Source organism: Nocardia sp. CS682 (assembly GCF_004634405.1).
GTDB lineage: Bacteria > Actinomycetota > Actinomycetes > Mycobacteriales > Mycobacteriaceae > Nocardia > Nocardia ninae.
The window spans coordinates 2,045,092-2,065,449 of record NZ_CP029710.1; the positions used below are offsets into that span (position 1 = coordinate 2,045,092).

The following is a 20,358-nucleotide window of genomic DNA, read 5'->3' on the forward strand; positions in this document are numbered from 1 at the left end:
TTCACCGTTCGTCATGGTCAGAAAGGCTACCCGGTCGAGGGAACGCCCTCGACACCGTCGCCACCGAACGGACCGGCCGGTTGTCCCGGCCGAGGCGCACCGGGCGGCGATGATGTCACTCCCGTCCTTGCGTGACATCAAATATGGCGTCATGCTGATGTCATGGATCTGAACAAGTACACCGCCCGCCTGCGCGAGGACCTGATCGCGGCCGCCGCCCTCGGCGACGAGAAGACCCAGGCCACTGCGGCGGCGTTGGCCGCGGCGACGGAGAGTTCGGCCCGGCTGGTGCTACTTGCCGCGCTGTCCGACCTGGCCGCCGAACTCAGCGCTGAACTGGGCGATCGCACCGTGCAGCTGTCCTTCGACGGCACCGAGGCCAAGGTCGACCTGCGTAAGAAACCGTCCACCGACGACCACCCCACCTTCGAGGAGATGACCGGCGACATCAGCCGGGTCACGCTGCGCCTGGTGGAGCAGATGAAATCCAAGGCCGAGGAGGCGGCCGCGCAGAGCGGACAGTCGCTGAACTCGTGGTTGTCCAGCGCTGTCTCGGGAGCTTTGCGTGATCAGATGCGTGGATATGGGCCTAAACGGGACATCTGACGCATAGGCGCACCGAAGCGGCTAAAGGAGCGGGGCGAGGTTGCCGCGCGAGCCGATCACGACCTTATCGAGTTCCAGCCAGTCGGCCATGTCGCGGAGGGCCTCGGTGAGGGCGTGCGCGGTGGCGGGGGTGTCGTAACCGGGTTCGGCGAAGGCACCGGGGACGGAGAGGCGGCCTGCCGCGCGTTCGGCGCGCAGGTCGACGCGGCCGACCAGTTCGCCGTTCAGGAGAAACGGGAAGACGTAATAGCCGTGCACCCGTTTGGGTTCCGGGGTGTAGATCTCGATGCGGTAGTGGAAGTCGAAGAGGCGTTCGGTGCGGGCGCGGAAGAAGATCAGCGGGTCGAACGGGCACAGCAGGGCCGCCCCTTCGACGCGGCGCGGGATGGGGGTGCCTTCGCGCAGGTAGGCCGGCTTGTCCCAGCCTTCTACCTCGACCGGGAGCAGTTCGCCCGCGTCGACCAGGTCGGCGATGGCCGGTTCGGTTTGCTTGCGGTTTAGTCGGTAGTAGTCGCGCAGGTCGGTTTCGGTGCCGATGCCGTGTGCGGTGGCCGCGCGGAGCACCAGTTCGCGCACCGCGTCTTCCTCGGAAACCTTGCGCGCCAAGATATCCGGTGGGATCACGCGTTCGGTGAGGTCGTAGTGCCTGGCGAAGCTGACGCGCTTGTCCACCGACAACGCACCGGCGGCGAAGAGTTGTTCGCAGATCATCTTGGTGTCGCTGAGGTTCCACCAGGAACCTTTCGGGCGCGGCTTGTCCAGTTCGAGATGGCGCTCGACCTCACCGGCGGTGCAGGCGCCGACCTCGGTGATCACGTCCAGAATGTCTTTGCCCAGTGTGGGATTGCGCTCCACCACCTTGCGCATCCCCGACCAGCGGCCGTGCTCGAACTGCGCCATCCGCCACCCCATCAGCGGCCAGTCCGCCACCGGAATCAGCGCGGCCTCGTGCGCCCAGTACTCGACCAGCCGGCGCGGCCGCCGCGCGTGGTGACTCCACGCCGCCTCGTCGAGCAGCGCCCGATCGTAGGCCCCGATCCGGCTGAACACCGGCGCGTAATGCGCCCGCACCACCGCCGACACCGAATCCAACTGCAACAGTTGCGTTTTCTCGACAACCCCGAGCACCGACCGCCGGGTAGCGCGCACCGGCTTCCGCGCCGCAAACCCCTGCGCCGCCAGCGCCACCCGCCGCGCGACCCCCGCACTAATCTTCCGCATGATCCGAACAATGCCACGTGGGTCCGACAATCTTCCGCCCAGCGGGACATGGTGGAGCGATCACTCGACATTCGCCGCCACCGTGTCCCGTTCGAGCCAGACGCCGCGAGTACGTCGACCGTCGCCCTCGTTCGAGCCGGGCGCGACTGCCAGGCCCGTTCGCGCGCGACCTCGCCAGGACATGGCCGCCCACCGGGACACGGTGGCGGTGGGGCCGCATGTGATCGCTCCACCATGTCCCGTTCGGACCTAGGTGGAGACCTTGATGCTGCCGGCTGCGTCTATCTCGGTACGGCGGTCTTGGTCGGGGGCGTTGGCGAGGACGGTGGCGAGGATGCGGCGGCCCATGGGGAGGACGCGGACGGTGACCGAGCCTGCGTTGGCGGCGTCCAATTCCTTTGTCGCGGCTTCGATCACCTGTTGGCGGACCCAGCGGGGGACGCCGGCGAAGCCGCCGTCGTCGAGCAGGACCACCTCGACGCCGCGCGAGCGGGCGCCGCGGGCGGCACTGCTTAGCTCGTCGGTGACGAGTTGGGGTGCGCGTAGTCCGTCGCGTAGTTCGGCTTCGAGCAGCCTGCACTGTTCGCGTTCGGTCGCGGTGAGTTCGACACCGTCCGCGATGCGCTCCAGGATGGGCCGGGCCACCTTGTCGAGGCGGGCCAGCTGACGGTCGCGCTCCCCGTTCTCCGCGGCCATGGTGGCCTCGGCGGCGGCGCGCATCGTCGACTCCTCGCGCAGCAGCCGCAGGGACCGCTGGGTAGGACGCATGATCACCGCGAACAGCGAGACACCGGCCACCGTGGAGATCGGCACGATCGATCCGGCGACCACGCCACCGCGCAACCCGTTCACCACGCCGACGGTCGCGATCACCGCCGCGACACCGCCGACGCCGAGCCACGCCGCGCCCAACCGCCCGCGCAGCACGAGCACCGCGAGCACGTAGGACGATGCGAACGCCGTCCACACCTGCTCCGACCACCCGTTCTCGACATCGAACGAGGTGAGTGCGGTCGCCACCGGCCCGGAGGCGGCCACGAAAATCGTTGCGGGCAGCGGCAACGGATCGATCGGCACCACCAGCACCAGCACCCCGGCCGCGGCCAGCAGCACCAGGGCGGCCACCGCGGCCAGCAGGGGTGTGTCGCCGAAGTTGCGCACCATGTACAGCACGATCGTCGCCTGCAGGATGAGCAGGAAGAGCCCGGCTGCCGGATCCCGCAGGCCGAGTAGATCGCGCAGCCCGAATTCGGTATCCGTATCAGCCATCGCTACCCCACACCAATGTCACCGTGGTGCCCTCGCCCGGCTGCGACTCCACGAAGCCCGCGCCGCCGGCCAGCTGACGCATCCGCCCGAGAATGCTCACCGAGATGCCGAGGCGATCGGCGGGCACCTGACTGAGATCGAAACCCGCACCGTCGTCCCGGAATACGACCCGGATACCGCCCGCGCTGATCGTCACCGTGACGGTGCGCTGCACCTCGCGGCCCGGCACGGTGGCGTGGCGCAAACTGTTGCGCACCGCCTCGGTGAGCGCGGCGGCGATGGTGCCCGCGGCGTCCACCGGCAGCCGGAGATCGTCGAAACCGGACCACCGCCGGGCGATGAAACGGATCCCCGGATTGACCTCGTGCACGGCCGAACGCAGGAATCCGGTGGCCGACTGCGCGTCGAGCCGATTCGGCTCCACCTCGCCGACTCGGCATTCATCGAGTTGTTCGAGCGTTCGCTCGGCTTGCCTGCGCAGCACCGGCGAGTCGGTGCCCGCCCGGGACGCGTCCAGCAGCGTGGACAGCACCGCATCGTGGATCAGCGCGGCGAAGCGGGCCCGTTCGCGATCGCGCGCCGCGGCGCCTGCCACGGCAGCGGCGCGCCTGCTCTCGATCGCCGATTCCCGGTCCACCCGGTCCGCAGCCGCCTTGGCGTAGATGGCGCACCACAGGAACAGCGCGCACAAGCCCGCCGCCCGCACGAAGTCGCCGGCCCAGGTCACCACCGGCGTCGCATCCGTCACCACGAGCGACTTGGCGAACGCCGACAGCGCCGCACCGATCACCAGGTAGGCGACCGCGAACAGCGGCCGCCACGCCAGCACGGCCGCGAGCACACCGAGTGCCAGCACGCGATACAGCCACACCGAGGCGGTGGCCGGCGCCGGATCGGGATAGGCGAACGGGATCACGATCATCGCCGCGAGAAAGCTCACCGCCGCCGCGCCCGAAACCAGCTGGATGAGCTGCCTGCTCGACGCGATCGATACCGCGCCGAGCACCGGGAACAACCCGAACGCCAGCACCACCATCAGGATCGTCCAGCCGCCCGCGATGAACCGGCTCTGGTCCGCGATCTCCGGCAGTTCCACCACCGCGACGATCACCCCGGCGATGCCGATCGCCAGCCCGAAGCGGCGCAGAATTCGTTCGGACGCACCCTCGTACGCGCTCCGTTTCGGCACCGGAGCCGCTCCCCTGCGCCAACGACTCGGCGCGATGCGGTCGAGTGTCACAGGAGCATTCGAGGTGTCCAGCATGCTGGACGCGATCACGATGGTGCCTCGCCGGCGCTCATGCGCGTGGATGCCGCTCAGGCACGGGCAGCCAGCCGTCCTCCACTGCCCGCTTGTACAGGTCGGTCTTGGTCGGCGCCGGGCGTCCCGCGTCGGCGTACTTCTGGCGGATGCGGCCGAGGTAGTCGTTGACCGTCTGTTCGGACAGGCCGGTCAATCGCGCGACCCGAGAGGCTTTCTCGCCGGACGCGTACAGCGTGAGTACCTCTTCCTGACGCGGGCTCAGGCCCACGTCGGACAACTGCGGGTCGCCGTCGATGGCGGCGGCCCAGTCGGTGGTCACCACCTGTTCACCGGACGCCGCGCGGCGCACGGCCGCGACCACGGTCTGCACGTCCTCGGACTTGCGCACCACACCGAGCACACCGGCCCGCGCGGCGGAGCGCACGAGGAACGCGTTGTCCGCGCCGGTGAAGATCAGCACCTCGATGCCACGGTCGCGCAGTGCGCGCACGTTGTCCTCGGGTGTCGACCCATCGGCCAATCGCAGATCGAGGACGACCAGGTCCAGTTGCGGTAGATCCTGAGCGGCGGCCAATAATTCCGGCACCGTGCCCGCGGTCAGCACCAGGTCGAGATCGGGTTCGGGCGCGAGCATTGCGGCCAGTCCGATCGCTACTGATTCGTGGTCTTCGACCACTCCGATCCGGCGCGGTGCGTTATTGCCCCCTTCGGCCAACGTCACCTGAAATCTCCATTCCCGAGCAAACTCGTCACATCCCCACCGCAACAACGTTCTGCCAGTATGCCGGGCCGAAGCACCGAATGGTCAGACACCAGAAATCGGGGCCGTTCCACATTCGACCTCGGCAGAGATTGTCACTGCCAGCTATTTCGGGGACAAAAACTGTCAGGTACCCATCACGTGTGCGGCAATGGTCGCGCCCAGCTCCCAACAGCGTTGGATGTCGTCCTTGCTCGGCGCGCCGGACACGATAACCGGTGCGGCCGCCTGCTCCCAGCCGAGGCCCGTGGTGACGCGTTCGATGCCGCGTTCAGCGCCTTCGGTGCCCTCGTTCCCGTGCAGGTAGCAACCGAACGGGCGGCCGCGGGTGGAATCGAGGCAGGGGTAGTAGAACGTGTCGAACGCATGCTTCAGCGCGCCGGACATGTAGCCCAGATTCGCCGGGGTGCCGAGCAGAAAACCATTGGCTGCCAGCACATCCGACGCGGTGACGGACAGTGCCGCGCGACGGACGACGGTCACGCCGTCGATCTCCGGGTCGGTCGCGCCGGACACCACCGCCTCGAACATCGCCTGCATGTACGGGGACGGCGTGTGATGGATGATCAGCAACTGCGCCACACGAGGATCTTAGTGCGCGCCATGCGGTGCACCGGTGGGCGCCGGTCGGTGCGGCCGGTCCGCGGCAGGCTGCCAATCTTTGCTCGAATCGGCGCGTCGAGTGGCGCGCGGATTGCGGTCGAAGTATTCGCAATCCCGCATGATGGCTCGGCCGTCCGTTGCACGCCTTGCGTGAAACATCCTCGGGTGAGAGAAATTTCACCTGTTCACCGGTCTTGACCCGGACAATTCGGCGATCGGTGTACCGCGGGTTGCGCCGAATTCCGCCGGACCCGCTGGCGCCCACACCCGCTAATGCGCCGAACGCAGCGTCTCGTCGCTCGAATTTCGCGAGGGGCGGGAGCGGTCGTGCGGACGGGAGCTGAGGAGCGGTGCGAATCTACCGCCCTTGGTCGCGTTCGAGTTTCTCCAGCGCGACGGCGCGGCGCATGGTGGCCCGGGCTCGAGTGCGGTCGCCCGCGTAGTCGTAGGCACGAGCCAGGCGATAGGAGACGCGCCAGTTGTCGGGGTCGGCTTCCCATTCGGTTTTGACCTGGGCGAACAGCGCGTCGGCGGCGTCGCGTTCGATCCGGCCGGACGGGCGGCGGGGCAGGTCGGTGGTGTCCAGTTCGCGGCCCTCCTCGTGGATGCGGCGGGCCAGGTGCTGGTGGGCCAGGGCCGCGCGGACGGTGGCCACGACCACCCAGACGCCGACGAACGGCAGGATCAGCACGCCGATGCCGATGAGGATCGCGGCGATATCACCGGACTCGATGAGGCTGAACGAGATTCGGCCGAGGAGCAGGAAGTAGAAGCCGAGCACCAGGACGAGCGCGGCGAGCAGCGCGACGACCTTGACGACTTCCCTGTTCTGTCCGCCGCCGTCGGTGGCGGAGTCCGCGGCGTTCACGCGCGCACCTCGCCTGCGGCGGGGGCCGCGTACTTGTTCACAGGTCGAGGAAGGGGTCGAGGCCGACGGTCAGGCCGGGGCGGTTGGCGATCTCGCGGACGCCGAGCAGGACGCCGGGGGCGAACGACGACCGGTCGATGGAGTCGTGCCGGATGGTGAGCGTCTCCCCTTGCGTGCCGAACAGCACCTCCTGGTGGGCGACCAGGCCGGCCAGGCGCACCGAGTGCACCCGGATGCCCTCGACGTCGGCGCCGCGGGCGCCGTCCAGTTCGGTGCTGGTGGCGTCGGGGCTGCGGCCGACGCCTGCCTGCTCGCGGGCGGCGGCGATCAGGCCCGCGGTGCGGTACGCGGTGCCGGACGGCGCGTCGGCTTTGTTCGGATGGTGCAGCTCGATCACCTCGACCGATTCGAAGAACCGGGCGGCTTGTTCGGCGAAGCGCATGGACAGCACCGCGCCGATCGCGAAGTTCGGTGCGATCAGCACGCCGGTATCGGGGCGATCGGCCAGCCAGCCGCGCACCTCGTCGAGGCGGGCGGCGTCGAAGCCGGTGGTGCCGACTACCGCGTGGATGCCGTGCTGCACCAGGAACTTCAGGTTCGCCATCACCACGTCCGGGTGCGTGAAGTCGACGACAACCTGGGTGTTCGCCGCGGTGAACGCGTCGAGCGAATCGTCCTTGTCGACGGCCGCGACCAGTTCCAGATCGGCCGCCGCTTCCACGGCCGCACAGATAGCCTGTCCGACTTTGCCGCGCGCTCCGAGCACTCCGACCCGTGTGGTCACCGCACCTCCTCTTTCCGCTTTCGTCGGTGTCAGCCTATCGACCGTGCCGCGGCGGCGGTCCGCTGACCTCTGTGATTCACATTGCTATATGCGCATGTTTGCGACGGGGTGCACCCCTGCCCTACCGTCGCGGGCGTGACTTCGATTCATCAGCGGGCAGCGGATTTCCTACGGACGCACGACAGTAAGAACCTCGGTGTCGGGCAGCATGATTGGCGGTACTACACCGGCGGCGCGGGGGATCCGGTACTGCTGCTCAGCGGTGGCGCGGGAATCGGCATCAGCTGGCTCGACGTGGCGAGCGCACTGACTCCGCGGTTGCGGACCATCGCTCCCGACTACCCCTCGGGTGTCGGGTCCGTTGCCGAGCTGGTCGACGGCGTGGTCGCGGTGCTCGATGCGGAGGGGGTCGATCGGGCGCATGTGGTCGGGCAGTCGGCGGGTGGCATGTTCGCAGAGCTCCTGTCGCGTCGGGCGCCGGATCGGGTCCGGTCGCTGACCTTGTCGAGTACCGGGTTGTACGGGCCGGAGGATGTGGACCGGCTGCGGATGCGGGTCGAAACCACCGTGGCGACACCGTGGCCGGAGACGCAGGCAGCGATTCGTACCGCGTTGCACCACACCTGGGCGGACTCCGATGAGGCCGAGTTCTGGATCGAACAGGTGGTGGCGGCCACCGATGCGGCAGGTAGTGCGGGCGCCGCCAATTCCTATCGGCTGTTGCTGGAGCTCGCCGAGGGGGTGGACGAGCTCATGCGCGGTCCCGCTTGGTCCGGGCCCACCTTGATCTTCCGAGCGGACGACGATCCGCTGATCACCGGCACCCACACCGGACGCTTACGCGACCTGCACCCCGGCTGTGAATTCCGCACCTTCACCGAGGGTGGCCATTCCCTGCTGATCAGCCGAACCGCGGACTACGTCGCCACGGTGACCGAATTCCTCAGCCGCACCTAGCTATTCCCGCCATGGACACAACACCTGCACTCCCGTGCCACGGAAGTCCTTCTCGTTGCGAGTGACGACGGCGAGTCCGTGTGCTTCCGCGGTTGCCGCAATGAGCGCGTCCACGGCGTCGACCCGATGCCCGGCTCTTTCGGCTCTGGCGCGGATGCGACCCCACGCCTGCGCGACACCGAGGTCGATCGGCAGTAGTCGCGCGTCGAATCGGTCGGTGACCTGGTCGGACAGCCACGTGGTCAAGCGCGCCTTGCGCCGCCCGTTGGACATCCGATCGACGCCGCGGCGGATCTCCCCGATCGTGATGACGCTCAGGAACATTCGTTCCTCGTCGGCGTCGTGCAGCCATTCGATCAGTCCGGGGTCCGGGCGGGGCTTGATCCATTCCGAGACGGCGTTCGTGTCCAGGAGGTAGCCCATCGGCTCGTCCTCGACGGCCCTCACAGGGTCACGTCGCGGTGCTGCGGATCCGTCCTGTCCCGGGTCACGACCAGCTCCGGGTCGCGTAGGGGGGAGTCGGCGAAGAACTCGGCCAGACTGCCCTGTCGCGCATTCCGGCGCCGCCATTCGTCGATCGGTACGACAACGGCCACTTCACGTCCATGCTTGCTGATCACCTGCGGTCCCTCCCGTTCCACCGTGTCGATCAACTCGGACAACCTGGCCTTCGCGTCGGCGAGAGGCCATGCGACATCTGGTCGCTCCGACCGCTTTCGTGCCATCTGATCACCCGTTTCGACCACTTTGACTATTCTGGTCAGTTCAGCGTACCTAGCGGGTCGCTGGGGCGCCAGACCTGGTGGAGGGCGTTTTTTATAGCACCCCGCGTGGTCATGGTGGACGACTCGCCGGTCGGTTCATCGACACCGTGGACGCATACCGAACGGCGTTCTCATCAGTCGAAAACGATGACCTGTCGCAGCGCATGACCTGCGGCGAGTTCGTCCATGGCGTGGTTGATTTCGTCGAGGCCGATGTGCGCGGACACCAGACGTTCGACGGGCAAGCGGCCTTCGCGCCACATCCGGACATAGGCCGGAATGTCGCGGGCGGGGACGGCCGAGCCCAAGTAGCTCCCGACGATCGAACGCCCCTGCGCGACAAGGCCCAGCGGTGAGATGCTGGCCCGAGCGTCCGGGGCGGGCAGACCCACGGTCACCGTGGTGCCGCCGGGAGCCGTCGCGGCCACGGCGGTTTCGAAGGCCCGGATGTTGCCCGCGGCCTCCACCACGATCTCCGCTTGCACCCCCGACTCGACCACCTGCGCAGGCGTGTACGCCGCGGTGGCACCCAATTCCTTTGCCAGGGCCAGCTTTTCCGGAACAGTGTCCACCGCGATGACCTCGTGACCGTCGGCCGCCAACGACAGCGCGACCAGCACCGCCGCCATGCCGACCCCACCCAGCCCGACCACCATGATCCGGTCCCCCGGCCCCGGTTTCGCCGAATTCAACAGTGCGCCACCGCCGGTCAGCACCGCACAGCCGAGCACGGCCGCCACCTCGGGCGGCACGTCGTCGTCCACCGGCACCACCGACCTGCGGTCCACCACCGCGTGCGTCGCGAAGGCGGACACCCCGAGATGATGGTGTACCTCGGCACCGTCGCGGCTCAGCCGCCGCCCGCCGCCGAGCAGTTCGCCAGCGTTGTTGGCGACACTGCCCGGTACGCACGGCGTCCGGCCGTCGGTCGCGCACCCCGCGCATTCGCCGCAGCGCGGCAGGAAGGTCATCACCACGCGCTGCCCGATCGCGAGATCGCTGCCGCCCGGACCGATCGCCTCGACCCGCCCCGCCGCCTCGTGACCGAGCAGCATCGGCACCGGCCGCACCCGATTACCGTCGACCACCGACAGGTCCGAATGGCACAGCCCGGCCGCCTCGATCCGCACCAGCAGCTCCCCCGCCGCCGGCTCGCCGAGCTCCAACTCACCCACACTGATCGGCGCCGACTCGGCGAACGGCACGGGCGCCGCGATCCGCTCCAGGACCGCCCCACGAATCTTCATTCCGCCGACGCTACCGTCCGCACTGTCCCAGGCACAGGGGCCGAGCTATCGCACCCGCTCGGCGACCCTGGTGGCGCGGTAGAGCAACCATTCCAGGGGTCCGCGGTGGAAGAAGCGGGACCAGCAGTACGCGAACATCATGATGATCGCACTCAGTCCGAGCAGCACCGGGAGCGAACCGGCGGGCAGCTCCTCGAACCCGAGCGCGGCGATGGCGGCGACGTGGAATACGTAGGCGGTCAACGACATGCTGCCGACCGCGATCAAGGGCGTGGCCACCCGCAGGAACCGGCGGGACCCGTCACACGCGGCCAGGCAGGCGATGAGCACCGCGAGCGCAACGCCGGTGCTCCCGATGATCGACAGGGTGGTTTCGCTGTGCGGCATCGCGCTCAGCTGATAACGCCAGCCTGCCGGATCCTCGGCCATGTCGGACCACCAGGGCGCGTGCATAATTCCCGGCGGCGTTGTCGCGGACGCGACTTGCAGTGCCACCGCGGAACCGCCGTAGCCGAGCGTCGCCAAGCCGAGACCGGTGGCTGCGAGCCGAACGCGAATCACCTTGGCGGCCAGGTCGAGTCGAGCGACTGCCATGCCCGCGACGACGAACGGCAGCCAACTGAGCGCCGGGTAGCCGCCGGTCAGCAGCAGCCCGACCACACCGTCATTGCTGCTGCTCGGGTCACCGCGCCCGCTCACCCAGGCGAGTGGATCGAACCGGGTGACAGCGGCGGTCCAGCCGGAGTCCGTGGCCAGCACCACTGCCACAATCTGCGGGAGCACCAGCGCGCTCACCGCCGCCAGCACCGCCAACGTGCCCGCGCGCAACCGGGCCAGCGGCAGCGCCAGCAGGAAGTACAGCCCGTAGTAGGCCAGGATCACCTCGACCTTGGTGCCCGACGCGGTCAGCACGGTACCGAGCACCAGCAGAATCACCGCCCGGATCAGTATCTTCACCCGCGCCTGCCGGCCCGCCCGCCCCGTCTTCGGCACCCGGCGCCCGGTGATCAGCAGAATCGAGAACCCCGCCAAGAACGCGAACAACGCCGAAGACCGACCGTGCGTCACCTCCATGACGAACCCGAGGACACCACCGCGCCCCGGCTCCGGCCCCACGTGCGCCGCATACATCCCGAGCACCGCCAGCCCCCGCGCGAGATCCACCCCCACCAACCGCGCACCGCGGCCCATGGCCGACCGGCCAGTCGGCGCAGGCAGCAGAGTCTGCTGGATCACGGTGTGTTCCATGACTTTCAGCGTCGAGGACCGCACGCCCGTTCAGTATCCGGCACGCGTCCGGACCAGCTCCCCGGTCGACGGCCCTGCCACCCGCCGACCGGCTGGACCTACCCGCCGACCGGCTACCCGAGCCCCTCCCGGTCGGGTGTGCCCGGCGCCCGGATCTAGGCTCACGGGCAGGTGCGGTACCGGAGGAGGTGTGGCGGGTGATTCGGGTGGTGGTCGTGGATGACGAGGCGCTGGTGCGGTCCGGTTTCGAGCTGATTCTGAATGCGGCCGCCGACATCGAGGTGGTGGCGACGGCGACCGGCTCGGCGGCGGTGGCGGCAGTCACGGCGGCGCGGCCGGATGTCGTATTGCTCGACATCCGCATGCCCGACGTCGACGGGTTGACGGTGCTGCGTCAGCTGCGTGCCATGGCCGACCCGCCGGCGGTCGCGATGCTGACGACCTTCGACACCGACGACTACATTCTGTCCGCATTACGTTCCGGCGCAGCGGGTTTCGTCCTCAAAGACACCGAGCCCGAACAATTGGCACAGCTGACCCGCACCCTCGCCGCGGGTGGGGTCGTGCTGTCGCCGAAGGTCTCGGCCGCGTTGTTGCGCAACGCCGAACCCGCCACCGCCGCCGATATCGACGCGGACGCGGCGCGCGTCGAACGGCTCACCGATCGGGAACGCGCGGTGCTCGTGCTGATCGCCGAGGGGCTGTCGAACGCCGAGATCGGTCAGCGGATCCACCTGAGCGTCGGCACGATCAAGGATCACGTCAGCGCGATCTTCACCAAGTTGCGGGTGAGCAGCCGCGTGCAGGCGGCGTTGCTCGCGCAACGAGCGGGACTCCTGTCGTGAACCGGCCCCCGCCGTGGCTGATCGACCTCGCGCTGGTCGCGGTGGCGGTGGCCGACGTCCTCGCCGACGGCGAAGTCACCTCGCGCGTCGAGTTCGTCGCGGCCGCTGTCGCCTGCGCGGCCTTGCTGCTGCGCCGCCGCTTTCCCCTGGTGGTCTTCGCGTTGACGCTGCCCGCGAGCTTGCTGCTCGCCATTCTCGCCGCGCCCGCGATCGCGCTGTACTCGCTGGCCGAACGCACGACCAACCGCGCGCTGCTGTTCGGGTCCGTACTCGCCACCTCGATTGCCGTGTCCATACCGTGGCCGCCCGGCGAGTACGTCGGCCAGCGGGACATCATCACCGCCTTCGCCTACGCGCTGGCCTGGGCGGGTGCCCCGGTGCTGCTCGGCCAACTCGTGCGGACCCGCCGCGATCTGTCCGCCCGATTGGTCGAGATCGAGGAGGCGCGCGACCACGAACGGCGACTGCACGCCCAGGCGGTACTGGCGCGGGAACGCGCGCAGATCGGGCGCGAAATGCACGACGTGGTCGCCCATCAGGTCAGTTTGATCGCCGTGCGCGCGGGCGCGCTCCAGGTGGCGGCCACCGACGCCGACGCGGCCGAGGCGGCGCGCACCATCCGCAGGCTCAGCGTCGACACACTGGACGAACTGCGCCACATGGTCACCCTGCTGCGCGCCGCCGGCGGCCAGAGCACCGAGCTCACACCGCAGCCGACGCTCGCGGATCTGCGAAAGTTGCTCGACGCCAGCGGTATTCAGGTCGAGCTGCGCGGCGATCTGCCCGACGAGCTCAGCGCGCCTGGCCAGCGCACCGTCTATCGCACGGTGCAGGAGGCGCTCACCAACGTCCGCAAGCACGCACCGGGCGCGACCGCCACCGTCGAGCTCTGGCACGACGGTGACCACTTCGGCGTCACGGTCCGCAATACCGAGCCGACCAGGCCGGCGGTGCCCCTGCCGAGCTCCCGGCACGGATTGGTCGGCCTGGCCGAGCGGGCCGAACTCCTCGGCGGCAGTTTCGAATCCGGCCCGACCGGCGATCGCGGCTATCGCGTCGCGCTACGCCTGCCGCGCTGAAACGAGACATGGTCTGGGTCACTCGATACTGGCGACATCCATGGGATGTTTGCTAGCGTCTTCGACCGTGACGGTGCTCCCGTTGGCCGCCTTGTACCGAGCCCGGGGTCGGGACCGTCACCGCACAAGGAGAAAATTCCACTGTCAGTACAGTTCAATCACACCATTGTCGGCTGCCTCGATAGCCGAGTGACCGCTGAATTCTGGGCAGACATTCTGGGCGCGGAACTCGGGGCCGAATGGGGCCCGTTCATTCCGCTCCCACTGGATAATTCGGTCACTTTCGATTTCGCGAATGTGCCGCCGCATGTCACCGAAATTCAGCCCCAGCATTACGCATTCCTGATCTCCGAGCCCGAATTCGACGCGGCCTACGCCAAGATCCAGCGCTACAAACTGGACCATTGGGCCGACCCGCGTCAGCAGGGCGTCAACGAGATCAATCACAATGACGGCGGCCGCGGCGTCTACTTTCTGGATCCCAACGGCCACTTCATGGAATTGATCACCGTCCCGTACGGCGGCTGGCCGAGCTGAAAGATCTAGGGGCGGCGTCCACCCGGACGCCGCCCCTACTTCTTGATCAAGTGCGCGCAGGAGGCTCCCTACGCGCAACCCTCACTCGCCGGGCTGCTCCGGCGGCCACGGGTTGGGTTTGATATTGGCCGGCTTGCGGGTCGGGATGTCGTCCCAGTCGAAGTGGGTGCCGACCCAGGCCTTCGGCCGGTCGAAGGTGACTTCGGTGGCGGTGAAGCGGGCATCGATGAAGGAGATGTCGCCGAAGAAGTCGCCCTCGGTGAAATCGACGGAGCGTCCGGCGAACGTAGTGCCCGCGAACGTGGTCGTGCCGTGGAATTCGGCTCCGCTGAAGTCGGTTTCGCGGGTACCCCGGTTGCGCATGCGAGCCGGAGCGCCGATGCGGGTGTCATCGAATGCCACGGCGTTCGCCTCGAACTGAGCGCCCGCGAAGGTGATTCGCGGGCTCGAGATATCCGCGCCGGTGAAGGCGAGGTGCTGCCCGTCCAGGACGGCGCGTTCGAACGAGGTGAGGTCGGCGTGGAACTTCGTGTCCTGGAACGAGGTTCGGGCGCCGGTGCAGCGGATGCCACTGAACGTCGTGCGCGGGCCGGTGAAGACGGCGTTCTCGAACGACACCGAACCGTCGAACATCGCGCCGTCGAAGGTGGTGCCGTAACCAGCGCGTTCGACCTTCTCGGGTCGAGCAGGGCCGAACCGCGCGTGCTCGAACAGCACGGGACCGCCTTCGAACACCGCGTCGCGGAAGGTGACGTGCGGGCCGACGAAGAGCGCGTGCTCGAACGTGGTGCGGCCGATGAAGACCGCGCGGGCGAAGGAGATGTTGCGTCCCCGGAAGACCGCGTACCGGAAGTCGCCGCGTTCGATGACCGCGTTGGTGAAGGTGAACTCGCAGTCCGACCAGGAGATCTCGGCCGACCGCTGCAGATGCGCGGCGATCACCTGCACGATGGTGCGGCGCACCTCCCGGTCGTTCTGCCGGAACTGGTAGACGCGTTCGACCTTCAGACCCGACTCGTCCACCGTTTCCGCTTGCGACACAAGATGGTTCGCTCCGGCCACCGGATCGTAGGGCAGCCGGAGGTAACCGCAGAGGACGTCGACGCACTGCTGACGCCTGCTCGGCGAACGGAACTCGTCGGCGACCCCGGCCATCGCGTAGACCCCGGCGATCCGCACCGCCACGTCGGCATCGCCGAGTTGCCGCGAGGCGGCGCCGAACAGCTCGGCGAAGCGTCCGCGTTCGAGGTCGCGCTGGCGCCGATAGGCAACCACGAGCGCGACGGCGCCACCGACTCCGGCAACCACCGCCAACGCGATCTTGGTCAGCTCCAACTGATTCGGCGTCTCGGCCTCCGCGCCCATCGCCAGCCAGAGCAGCCACCAGGTGAGCACCGCGATACCGAGGCCGCAGACGACCGCCGCCAGCACCGCAAGCAGTAACGCCTGACGGTGCAGTCGGTCGCCCAACCGCCCCCATCGCATTAGCGCATGGTAGCCGCATTGCCGCCCGTCGACTACCGGACAAGATCGGCTATCCCTGCGCCCCAAAATCTTTCAGATGTCCTCTATCCATGCGGGGCACATCGTGGAGAGCCGCCCTCGACCGAGGTCACCGGCCGACGGCGCACTTGCGTCGGCCGGGCAAACGCGGACAACAGGTGCGAACCGCGTCGTTGGACTGATCGGCCGGGCTCCTCGAGTACTCTGCGGACATGTCCGCTTCCGATTCGCTGGATCCGATCGCCGAGGTCGAGACCGTACACGCGCTGCTGTCCACCTGGTTGGGAACCGACGCCGAGCCCGATGTCCTGGAACGTTTCGCCGCGACCCAGCACGCCACGTTCTCCATGGTGACCATGGACGGCACCCGGCTGAGTAGCTCCGAATTGCTGTCGGGGCTGCGCCGCGCCCGCAACTCCGCGCCCGGGCTCGATATCGAGATCTCCGAGGCGGAGGTGCTGCTCAACGAAGGAAACGTGACGGTGGTCCGCTTCATGGAGCGCCATCATCGCGACGGAAAGCACGCCGACCGCTGGTCGACCGTGGTGCTGACCACCGAGGGCAACCCGCCCCGGTACAGCTGGCGCGTATTGCAGGAAACCGCAGCTCCCACCGACTGACGCGCCCGCGCTGTCACCCACGTCCGGTAGACATGGTGTGCGGCACCCGGCGTGCCTCGGACCATCCCTCGCACCGCGACTCGGAGGCTGTCCATGAGATGTGTTGTGTTCGGCGCGACCGGCTACATCGGCGGACGACTGGTCCCTGAGCTCTTGGCGGCGGGCCATTCGGTGCGGCTGATGGTGCGCACACCCGGCAAACTCGACGAGGCCCCGTGGCACGACGACGTGGAGATCGTCACCGGTGATGTCACCGATTCGGCCTCGGTCGCCACCGCCCTGGCGAACCAGGAGATTCTCTACTACCTGGTGCATTCGTTGACCCAGCGCGACTTCGTCGACATCGATCGCCGGGCGGCACGCATCGTGGCGAGCGCGGCCGCCACGGCTGGACTGTCCAGAATCGTGTACCTCGGCGGCATCATTCCGCAGGGCGAGCAGCTGTCACCGCATCTGTCCTCGCGGGCGGAGGTCGGTGAAATCCTGCTCGGCTCGGGCGTGCCCACCGTCGAGTTCCGGGCCGCGGTGATCATCGGGTCCGGGTCGGCGAGCTTCGAAATGCTGCGCTACCTGTCCGAACGGCTGCCCGCGATGATCACGCCGCGCTGGGTGCACAACCGCATCCAGCCGATCGCGATCCGCGACGTGCTCTACTACCTGACCCACGCCGGAGCCCTCGGCCCGGAGGTGAACCGGTCCTTCGACATCGGCGGACCCGACGTCCTGACCTACCTCGACATGCTCCGCAGATACGCGGTGATCGCCAAGCTGCCGCGACGCGCGGTGGTGCCGGTGCCGGTGTTGACACCCTGGCTCTCGGCCCAGTGGGTCAACCTGGTCACCCCGGTGCCGCGCGCGATCGCCGTGCCATTGATCGAGTCGCTGGTGCACGAGGTCGTCTGCGGCGACCACGACATCGCCGACCACATCCCGGACCCGCCGGACGGCCTGACCGGTTTCGAGCGCGCGGTGGAACTCGCGCTGGCCCGGATCCGCGACTTCGATGTGCCGACCCGCTGGTCCGACGCCGCCACCCCGGGCGCACCGTCGGACCCGCTGCCCAGCGACCCGGACTGGTCCGGCGGCACCCTGTACCAGGATGTCCGCGAACGCCACACCGACGCCGACCCCGCCACCGTCTGGCAGGTCATCGAGTCCATCGGCGGTGAGCACGGGTGGTACTCGTTCCCGCTGGCCTGGTCGGTGCGCGGATGGATCGACCGGGTGGCGGGCGGTGCCGGACTGCGGCGCGGGCGGCGCGATCCGCACCGTTTGCGGGCGGGGGAAGCGCTGGACTGGTGGCGCGTCGAGCACATCGAACGACCCCGGCTGCTTCGGCTGCGCGCCGAGATGCGGGTCCCGGGTGATGCCTGGCTGGAGCTGTCGGCGGAGCCGGATGCCGGTGGCGGGACGATGTATCGGCAGCGCGCCATCTTCGAACCGCGCGGGTTGTCCGGGCATGCGTACTGGAAGGCGATCTCTCCGTTCCATCAGATCGTGTTCGGGGGGATGGTTCGCAATATCACCGGGGCTGCCGAAGCCGCTGAGCGGCAAGCAGGTTCGTGATCACCGGGTTCGGTCGACGTCCTGCACGAAGCGGCGCTGATCGTCCAGAAAGCTGGTCGCGAACAGTGATCGGGGTGCGGCGACGGCAAAGAGGATCGTCTTGATCGTGCTGTCTTCGATGTCCTTGCGCACCAGCGAGTGCGTCGCGTTGCGGTAGTGCTCGATACGCAGCAAACCGGCGGGGATCAGTTGGCGGTAGCGGGCCTCGGTGTCGGCGACGTCGACGTTGATGTCGTAGTCGGCCAGGGTGAGCAGCACGGGGATGCGGACCGCGGCGAGATCGGCGGCGGCGTCGGCGGTGTAGTTCTGCTGGATGAAGCGCCAGCGCTGTGCGGTCATGTCCGAGGTGACGGCGCCTGCCGCACGGGCCTGTTCGAAGGTCGCGCCCTCGCGCAATAGTTTGCGGGTGCGTTCGCTGTCGGCGATCGCGGCGTCGATGCGCGCCGGACCGGCGTGCTCAGCGGTCAGCTTGGCGATCGTGTGGTAGCGGCCCTGTTGGAGCCAGTTGACGGCGGGCGACACGGCGATCATGAACCGCAAGCCCGGATCTCGCGCGGCGACCGCGGGCAGGACCCAGCCCGCTTGGCTGGCACCCCACAGCCCGACCCGCGCCGGATCGATCTCGGAACGCGTTCTGGCCCAGGCGATCGCGTCGAGAGTCTCGGTGGTCCGGTCAGCCATCGTCTGGTTCAGCCAGTCACCGGGCGCTCCCGCCACACCTGGCTTGTCCCAGGACAGTGATGCATACCCCGCCCGCGCCAACGCCTCCCAGATCGGCCGGTAGAACGTGTCGTGCGTCGCGTCGATCGGTCCGTCGCCGTGGACGAAAACCACCAACCCGAACGGCGCCGCGCCCTCCTCGGGCAGCGCGAGCACCCCGTTCAGCGGCTGCGCGCTGCCCGGGATCGTGACGCGTTGTTCCCGCAGGTCGTAGCTGTTCTGATACACGACCCAGCCCCCGGCCGCCCCGATCAGCGCCAGGACCACGGTGAGCGACAACAGTATTCGGCGACGTCGCGAGATACGTCGAGCGCGCGATGTGCCGAGTTCCGCGCGCGATGTGCCGGATTGGGCACGCGACGTTCCGGGTCGAACGCGCGAGGTACCCGGTTCGGCACGCGACGCCGCGGATCCAGCGCCGGGCGCACCGGGCTCAACGCGCGACGTGCCTGGTTCGGCGCTCGGTGTGCCGAACCGGGCACGCGACCTTTCCGAGGACATATCCCCTCCAATTGTTCGTTCTGAAAACCATCGTTTGTATGCTGAGCGCATCAGGATCGACCGGATCGAGAGGGCGGATGGTGGAGACGCACAGCGTAGAGGTGACGACGCGAACCCTGGTGGAAAGCATGGTCCGCGAAGACTCCACCATCGACGCCGGTGCCCTGTACACGGTCGCGAACGCACTGGGCATGACCGACCAGCAGGTCCGGTTGTGCGTGCGCCGCCTGGTCGCGGACGGGCAGTTCACCCAGCAGGGGCGGGGACGAAAGGCGATCCTGCATGCCACCGCGGCGACGGCGAGCGCGCTCGCGCCCGACGTGGAGTTCGTGCGCTACATGTTCGCGCAGGATCGCGGCGAGGCCGCGTGGGACGCGCGGTGGCATCTGGTCGCCTTCGCCATTCCCGAGACCGCTCGGCCGGCCCGAGATGCCATGCGGGACGGCATCGTTCGGCTCGGCGGCGCACCGATCCAGGGCGGGCTGTACGTGAGCCCGAACGCGTGGGAGCCGCATCTGGACGCGCTCGCCGCCGAGCTCGACGTCACCGACCACCTCAGTACCTTCACCACGGCCGACCTGCGCGTGGGGCAGACCGAGGCACCGCGCCGCATCGCCGCCCGGCTGTGGCCGCTGGACGAGATCGCCGCGCGCCAGCGCCGACTCCTGGATTTCGCGCAACGCACGCTGCGCCGGTTGCGCGCTGCCGAGTTGTCCGACACCGAATTGCTGACCGTCACCATCGAACTGGCCGCCGAGTTCACGCGCGCGACGGAACCCGATCCGCTGCTGCCGCCGCAGTTGCTGCCGCAACCGTGGGCCGGGACCAAGGCCCGCGGCGTGGTCGCCGAGTGCTGGGCGCTGCTGCTCGCGGCCGAGATGTCCACGCCGCCTCGGCTTTTCCGCGCCTACGCCGACGTCATCAGCGACGTTGCGGAACATGCTGCACCCCCAGGTATTTCGTAGTGATCGAAACTGTCAGTGCGAGTGCCGACGCCACGGCGGTCAGCACGGTTGTCACGAACCAGAATCGCGTCCATGTCGGCGGCACCGGCGTGAGCAGCACCAGCAACGCCGAGTAGATCACCGCACCTCTGCGCAGGCGGCGCTCGCAGCAGATCTGTTGCCGGAGCGCGGTCGCGCCTGCCCATGCTCGCGGGGCTATCAGGCCGCGCCAGGTGTGCAGCGTCAAGAACCACATCGCGATGAGCAGCCCTGAGCCGAGCAGCTGAATCCAGTCCGGGAGCTCGACCTCGGGCCCACTGAGCGGCAGCGCGACCGATGCGAAGGCGATGCCGCCCGCGGCCTCGATCAGGATGAGCCGCCGCACCGGACCGATGGGCGTCTCGCGCAGCATCCTCGTCGCATAATCGTTCATGTTACCGTCGATCGTAGAC

Annotated in this window: 22 protein-coding genes; 8 read left to right on the forward strand and 14 right to left on the reverse strand. The window is 68.4% G+C overall.

Annotated elements, in window-relative coordinates; genetic code table 11:
- Positions 1 to 162: 162 nt before the first annotated feature.
- Positions 163 to 606 (forward strand): hypothetical protein, encoded by a 444-nt coding sequence (locus DMB37_RS09040; RefSeq protein ID WP_107658252.1) that lies wholly within the window; start codon positions 163 to 165, stop codon positions 604 to 606.
- Between the two features lie 21 nt (positions 607 to 627).
- On the opposite strand, the gene DMB37_RS09045 is transcribed toward DMB37_RS09040, so the two are convergent.
- The 7 genes from DMB37_RS09045 to dapB all read right to left on the reverse strand — a co-directional run bounded on the left by DMB37_RS09045 (position 628) and on the right by dapB (position 7,375).
- Complete coding sequence (locus DMB37_RS09045; protein ID WP_135232312.1) at positions 628 to 1,827, reverse strand: winged helix-turn-helix domain-containing protein; 1,200 nt, start codon at positions 1,825 to 1,827, stop codon at positions 628 to 630.
- A 249-nt stretch (positions 1,828 to 2,076) separates the two neighbouring features.
- Complete coding sequence (locus DMB37_RS09050; RefSeq protein WP_135232313.1) at positions 2,077 to 3,096, reverse strand: hypothetical protein; 1,020 nt, start codon at positions 3,094 to 3,096, stop codon at positions 2,077 to 2,079.
- Entirely contained in the window at positions 3,089 to 4,285 is a 1,197-nt protein-coding gene (locus DMB37_RS09055) for a sensor histidine kinase (protein ID WP_240772310.1), read from the reverse strand. The genes DMB37_RS09050 and DMB37_RS09055 overlap by 8 nt, the downstream gene beginning before the upstream one ends.
- 109 nt (positions 4,286 to 4,394) lie before the next feature.
- Complete coding sequence (locus DMB37_RS09060) at positions 4,395 to 5,081, reverse strand: response regulator (protein WP_107658256.1); 687 nt, start codon at positions 5,079 to 5,081, stop codon at positions 4,395 to 4,397.
- 165 nt (positions 5,082 to 5,246) lie between these two features.
- Positions 5,247 to 5,702, reverse strand: a complete 456-nt coding sequence (locus DMB37_RS09065) for a flavodoxin family protein (RefSeq protein WP_167768785.1) — start codon at positions 5,700 to 5,702, stop codon at positions 5,247 to 5,249.
- A gap of 379 nt (positions 5,703 to 6,081) precedes the next feature.
- On the reverse strand, positions 6,082 to 6,591 hold the full coding sequence (locus DMB37_RS09070; RefSeq protein WP_135232315.1) for a hypothetical protein: 510 nt from the start codon (positions 6,589 to 6,591) through the stop codon (positions 6,082 to 6,084).
- A 37-nt stretch (positions 6,592 to 6,628) separates the two neighbouring features.
- Entirely contained in the window at positions 6,629 to 7,375 is a 747-nt protein-coding gene (gene dapB, locus DMB37_RS09075) for a 4-hydroxy-tetrahydrodipicolinate reductase (RefSeq protein ID WP_135232316.1), read from the reverse strand.
- A 135-nt stretch (positions 7,376 to 7,510) separates the two neighbouring features.
- On the opposite strand from dapB, the gene DMB37_RS09080 reads away from it, so the two are divergent.
- Positions 7,511 to 8,332 carry an alpha/beta fold hydrolase gene (locus DMB37_RS09080; RefSeq protein ID WP_167768786.1) on the forward strand — a complete coding sequence of 274 codons (822 nt, stop codon included), beginning with the start codon at positions 7,511 to 7,513 and terminating at the stop codon, positions 8,330 to 8,332.
- On the opposite strand, the gene DMB37_RS09085 is transcribed toward DMB37_RS09080, so the two are convergent.
- From DMB37_RS09085 to DMB37_RS09100, 4 genes are all read right to left on the reverse strand, one after another.
- Positions 8,333 to 8,779, reverse strand: coding sequence for a type II toxin-antitoxin system VapC family toxin (locus DMB37_RS09085; protein ID WP_240772311.1), 447 nt, complete (start codon positions 8,777 to 8,779; stop codon positions 8,333 to 8,335).
- Positions 8,776 to 9,057, reverse strand: coding sequence for a type II toxin-antitoxin system Phd/YefM family antitoxin (locus tag DMB37_RS09090; protein ID WP_135232318.1), 282 nt, complete (start codon positions 9,055 to 9,057; stop codon positions 8,776 to 8,778). The genes DMB37_RS09085 and DMB37_RS09090 overlap by 4 nt, the downstream gene beginning before the upstream one ends.
- 173 nt (positions 9,058 to 9,230) lie before the next feature.
- Positions 9,231 to 10,343, reverse strand: a complete 1,113-nt coding sequence (locus DMB37_RS09095) for an alcohol dehydrogenase catalytic domain-containing protein (RefSeq protein WP_135232319.1) — start codon at positions 10,341 to 10,343, stop codon at positions 9,231 to 9,233.
- A 45-nt stretch (positions 10,344 to 10,388) separates the two neighbouring features.
- Positions 10,389 to 11,591 (reverse strand): DUF418 domain-containing protein, encoded by a 1,203-nt coding sequence (locus tag DMB37_RS09100; RefSeq protein WP_135232320.1) that lies wholly within the window; start codon positions 11,589 to 11,591, stop codon positions 10,389 to 10,391.
- 197 nt (positions 11,592 to 11,788) lie between these two features.
- On the opposite strand from DMB37_RS09100, the gene DMB37_RS09105 reads away from it, so the two are divergent.
- From DMB37_RS09105 to DMB37_RS09115, 3 genes are all read left to right on the forward strand, one after another.
- Positions 11,789 to 12,436 (forward strand): response regulator transcription factor, encoded by a 648-nt coding sequence (locus tag DMB37_RS09105; protein WP_206055219.1) that lies wholly within the window; start codon positions 11,789 to 11,791, stop codon positions 12,434 to 12,436.
- Positions 12,433 to 13,515: a sensor histidine kinase gene (locus tag DMB37_RS09110; RefSeq protein ID WP_135232322.1), complete on the forward strand. Its 1,083-nt coding sequence runs from the start codon at positions 12,433 to 12,435 to the stop codon at positions 13,513 to 13,515. The genes DMB37_RS09105 and DMB37_RS09110 overlap by 4 nt, the downstream gene beginning before the upstream one ends.
- A 141-nt stretch (positions 13,516 to 13,656) precedes the next feature.
- Entirely contained in the window at positions 13,657 to 14,052 is a 396-nt protein-coding gene (locus tag DMB37_RS09115) for a VOC family protein (RefSeq protein ID WP_135237447.1), read from the forward strand.
- Positions 14,053 to 14,133: 81 nt separating this feature from the next.
- Here the strand turns inward: DMB37_RS09115 and DMB37_RS09120 are convergent, their stop codons facing one another.
- Positions 14,134 to 15,537 (reverse strand): pentapeptide repeat-containing protein, encoded by a 1,404-nt coding sequence (locus DMB37_RS09120; protein ID WP_240772313.1) that lies wholly within the window; start codon positions 15,535 to 15,537, stop codon positions 14,134 to 14,136.
- A 230-nt stretch (positions 15,538 to 15,767) separates the two neighbouring features.
- Here DMB37_RS09120 and DMB37_RS09125 point away from each other — a divergent pair, with 230 nt between their 5' ends.
- The gene (locus DMB37_RS09125) at positions 15,768 to 16,175 is read left to right on the forward strand and encodes a hypothetical protein (RefSeq protein WP_107658265.1); all 408 of its coding nucleotides are present in this window, start codon (positions 15,768 to 15,770) and stop codon (positions 16,173 to 16,175) included.
- Positions 16,176 to 16,268: 93 nt separating this feature from the next.
- The gene (locus DMB37_RS09130; protein WP_135232323.1) at positions 16,269 to 17,741 is read left to right on the forward strand and encodes an SDR family oxidoreductase; all 1,473 of its coding nucleotides are present in this window, start codon (positions 16,269 to 16,271) and stop codon (positions 17,739 to 17,741) included.
- Here the strand turns inward: DMB37_RS09130 and DMB37_RS09135 are convergent, their stop codons facing one another.
- Positions 17,742 to 18,746 (reverse strand): S9 family peptidase, encoded by a 1,005-nt coding sequence (locus tag DMB37_RS09135; RefSeq protein WP_206055326.1) that lies wholly within the window; start codon positions 18,744 to 18,746, stop codon positions 17,742 to 17,744.
- Positions 18,747 to 19,039: 293 nt separating this feature from the next.
- Between DMB37_RS09135 and DMB37_RS09140 the strand changes: the two genes are divergently transcribed.
- On the forward strand, positions 19,040 to 19,927 hold the full coding sequence (locus DMB37_RS09140; RefSeq protein WP_135232325.1) for a PaaX family transcriptional regulator C-terminal domain-containing protein: 888 nt from the start codon (positions 19,040 to 19,042) through the stop codon (positions 19,925 to 19,927).
- Here the strand turns inward: DMB37_RS09140 and DMB37_RS09145 are convergent.
- Positions 19,884 to 20,339 carry a hypothetical protein gene (locus DMB37_RS09145; protein ID WP_135232326.1) on the reverse strand — a complete coding sequence of 152 codons (456 nt, stop codon included), beginning with the start codon at positions 20,337 to 20,339 and terminating at the stop codon, positions 19,884 to 19,886. The two genes, DMB37_RS09140 and DMB37_RS09145, sit on opposite strands and share 44 nt — an antisense overlap.
- Positions 20,340 to 20,358: the final 19 nt, after the last annotated feature.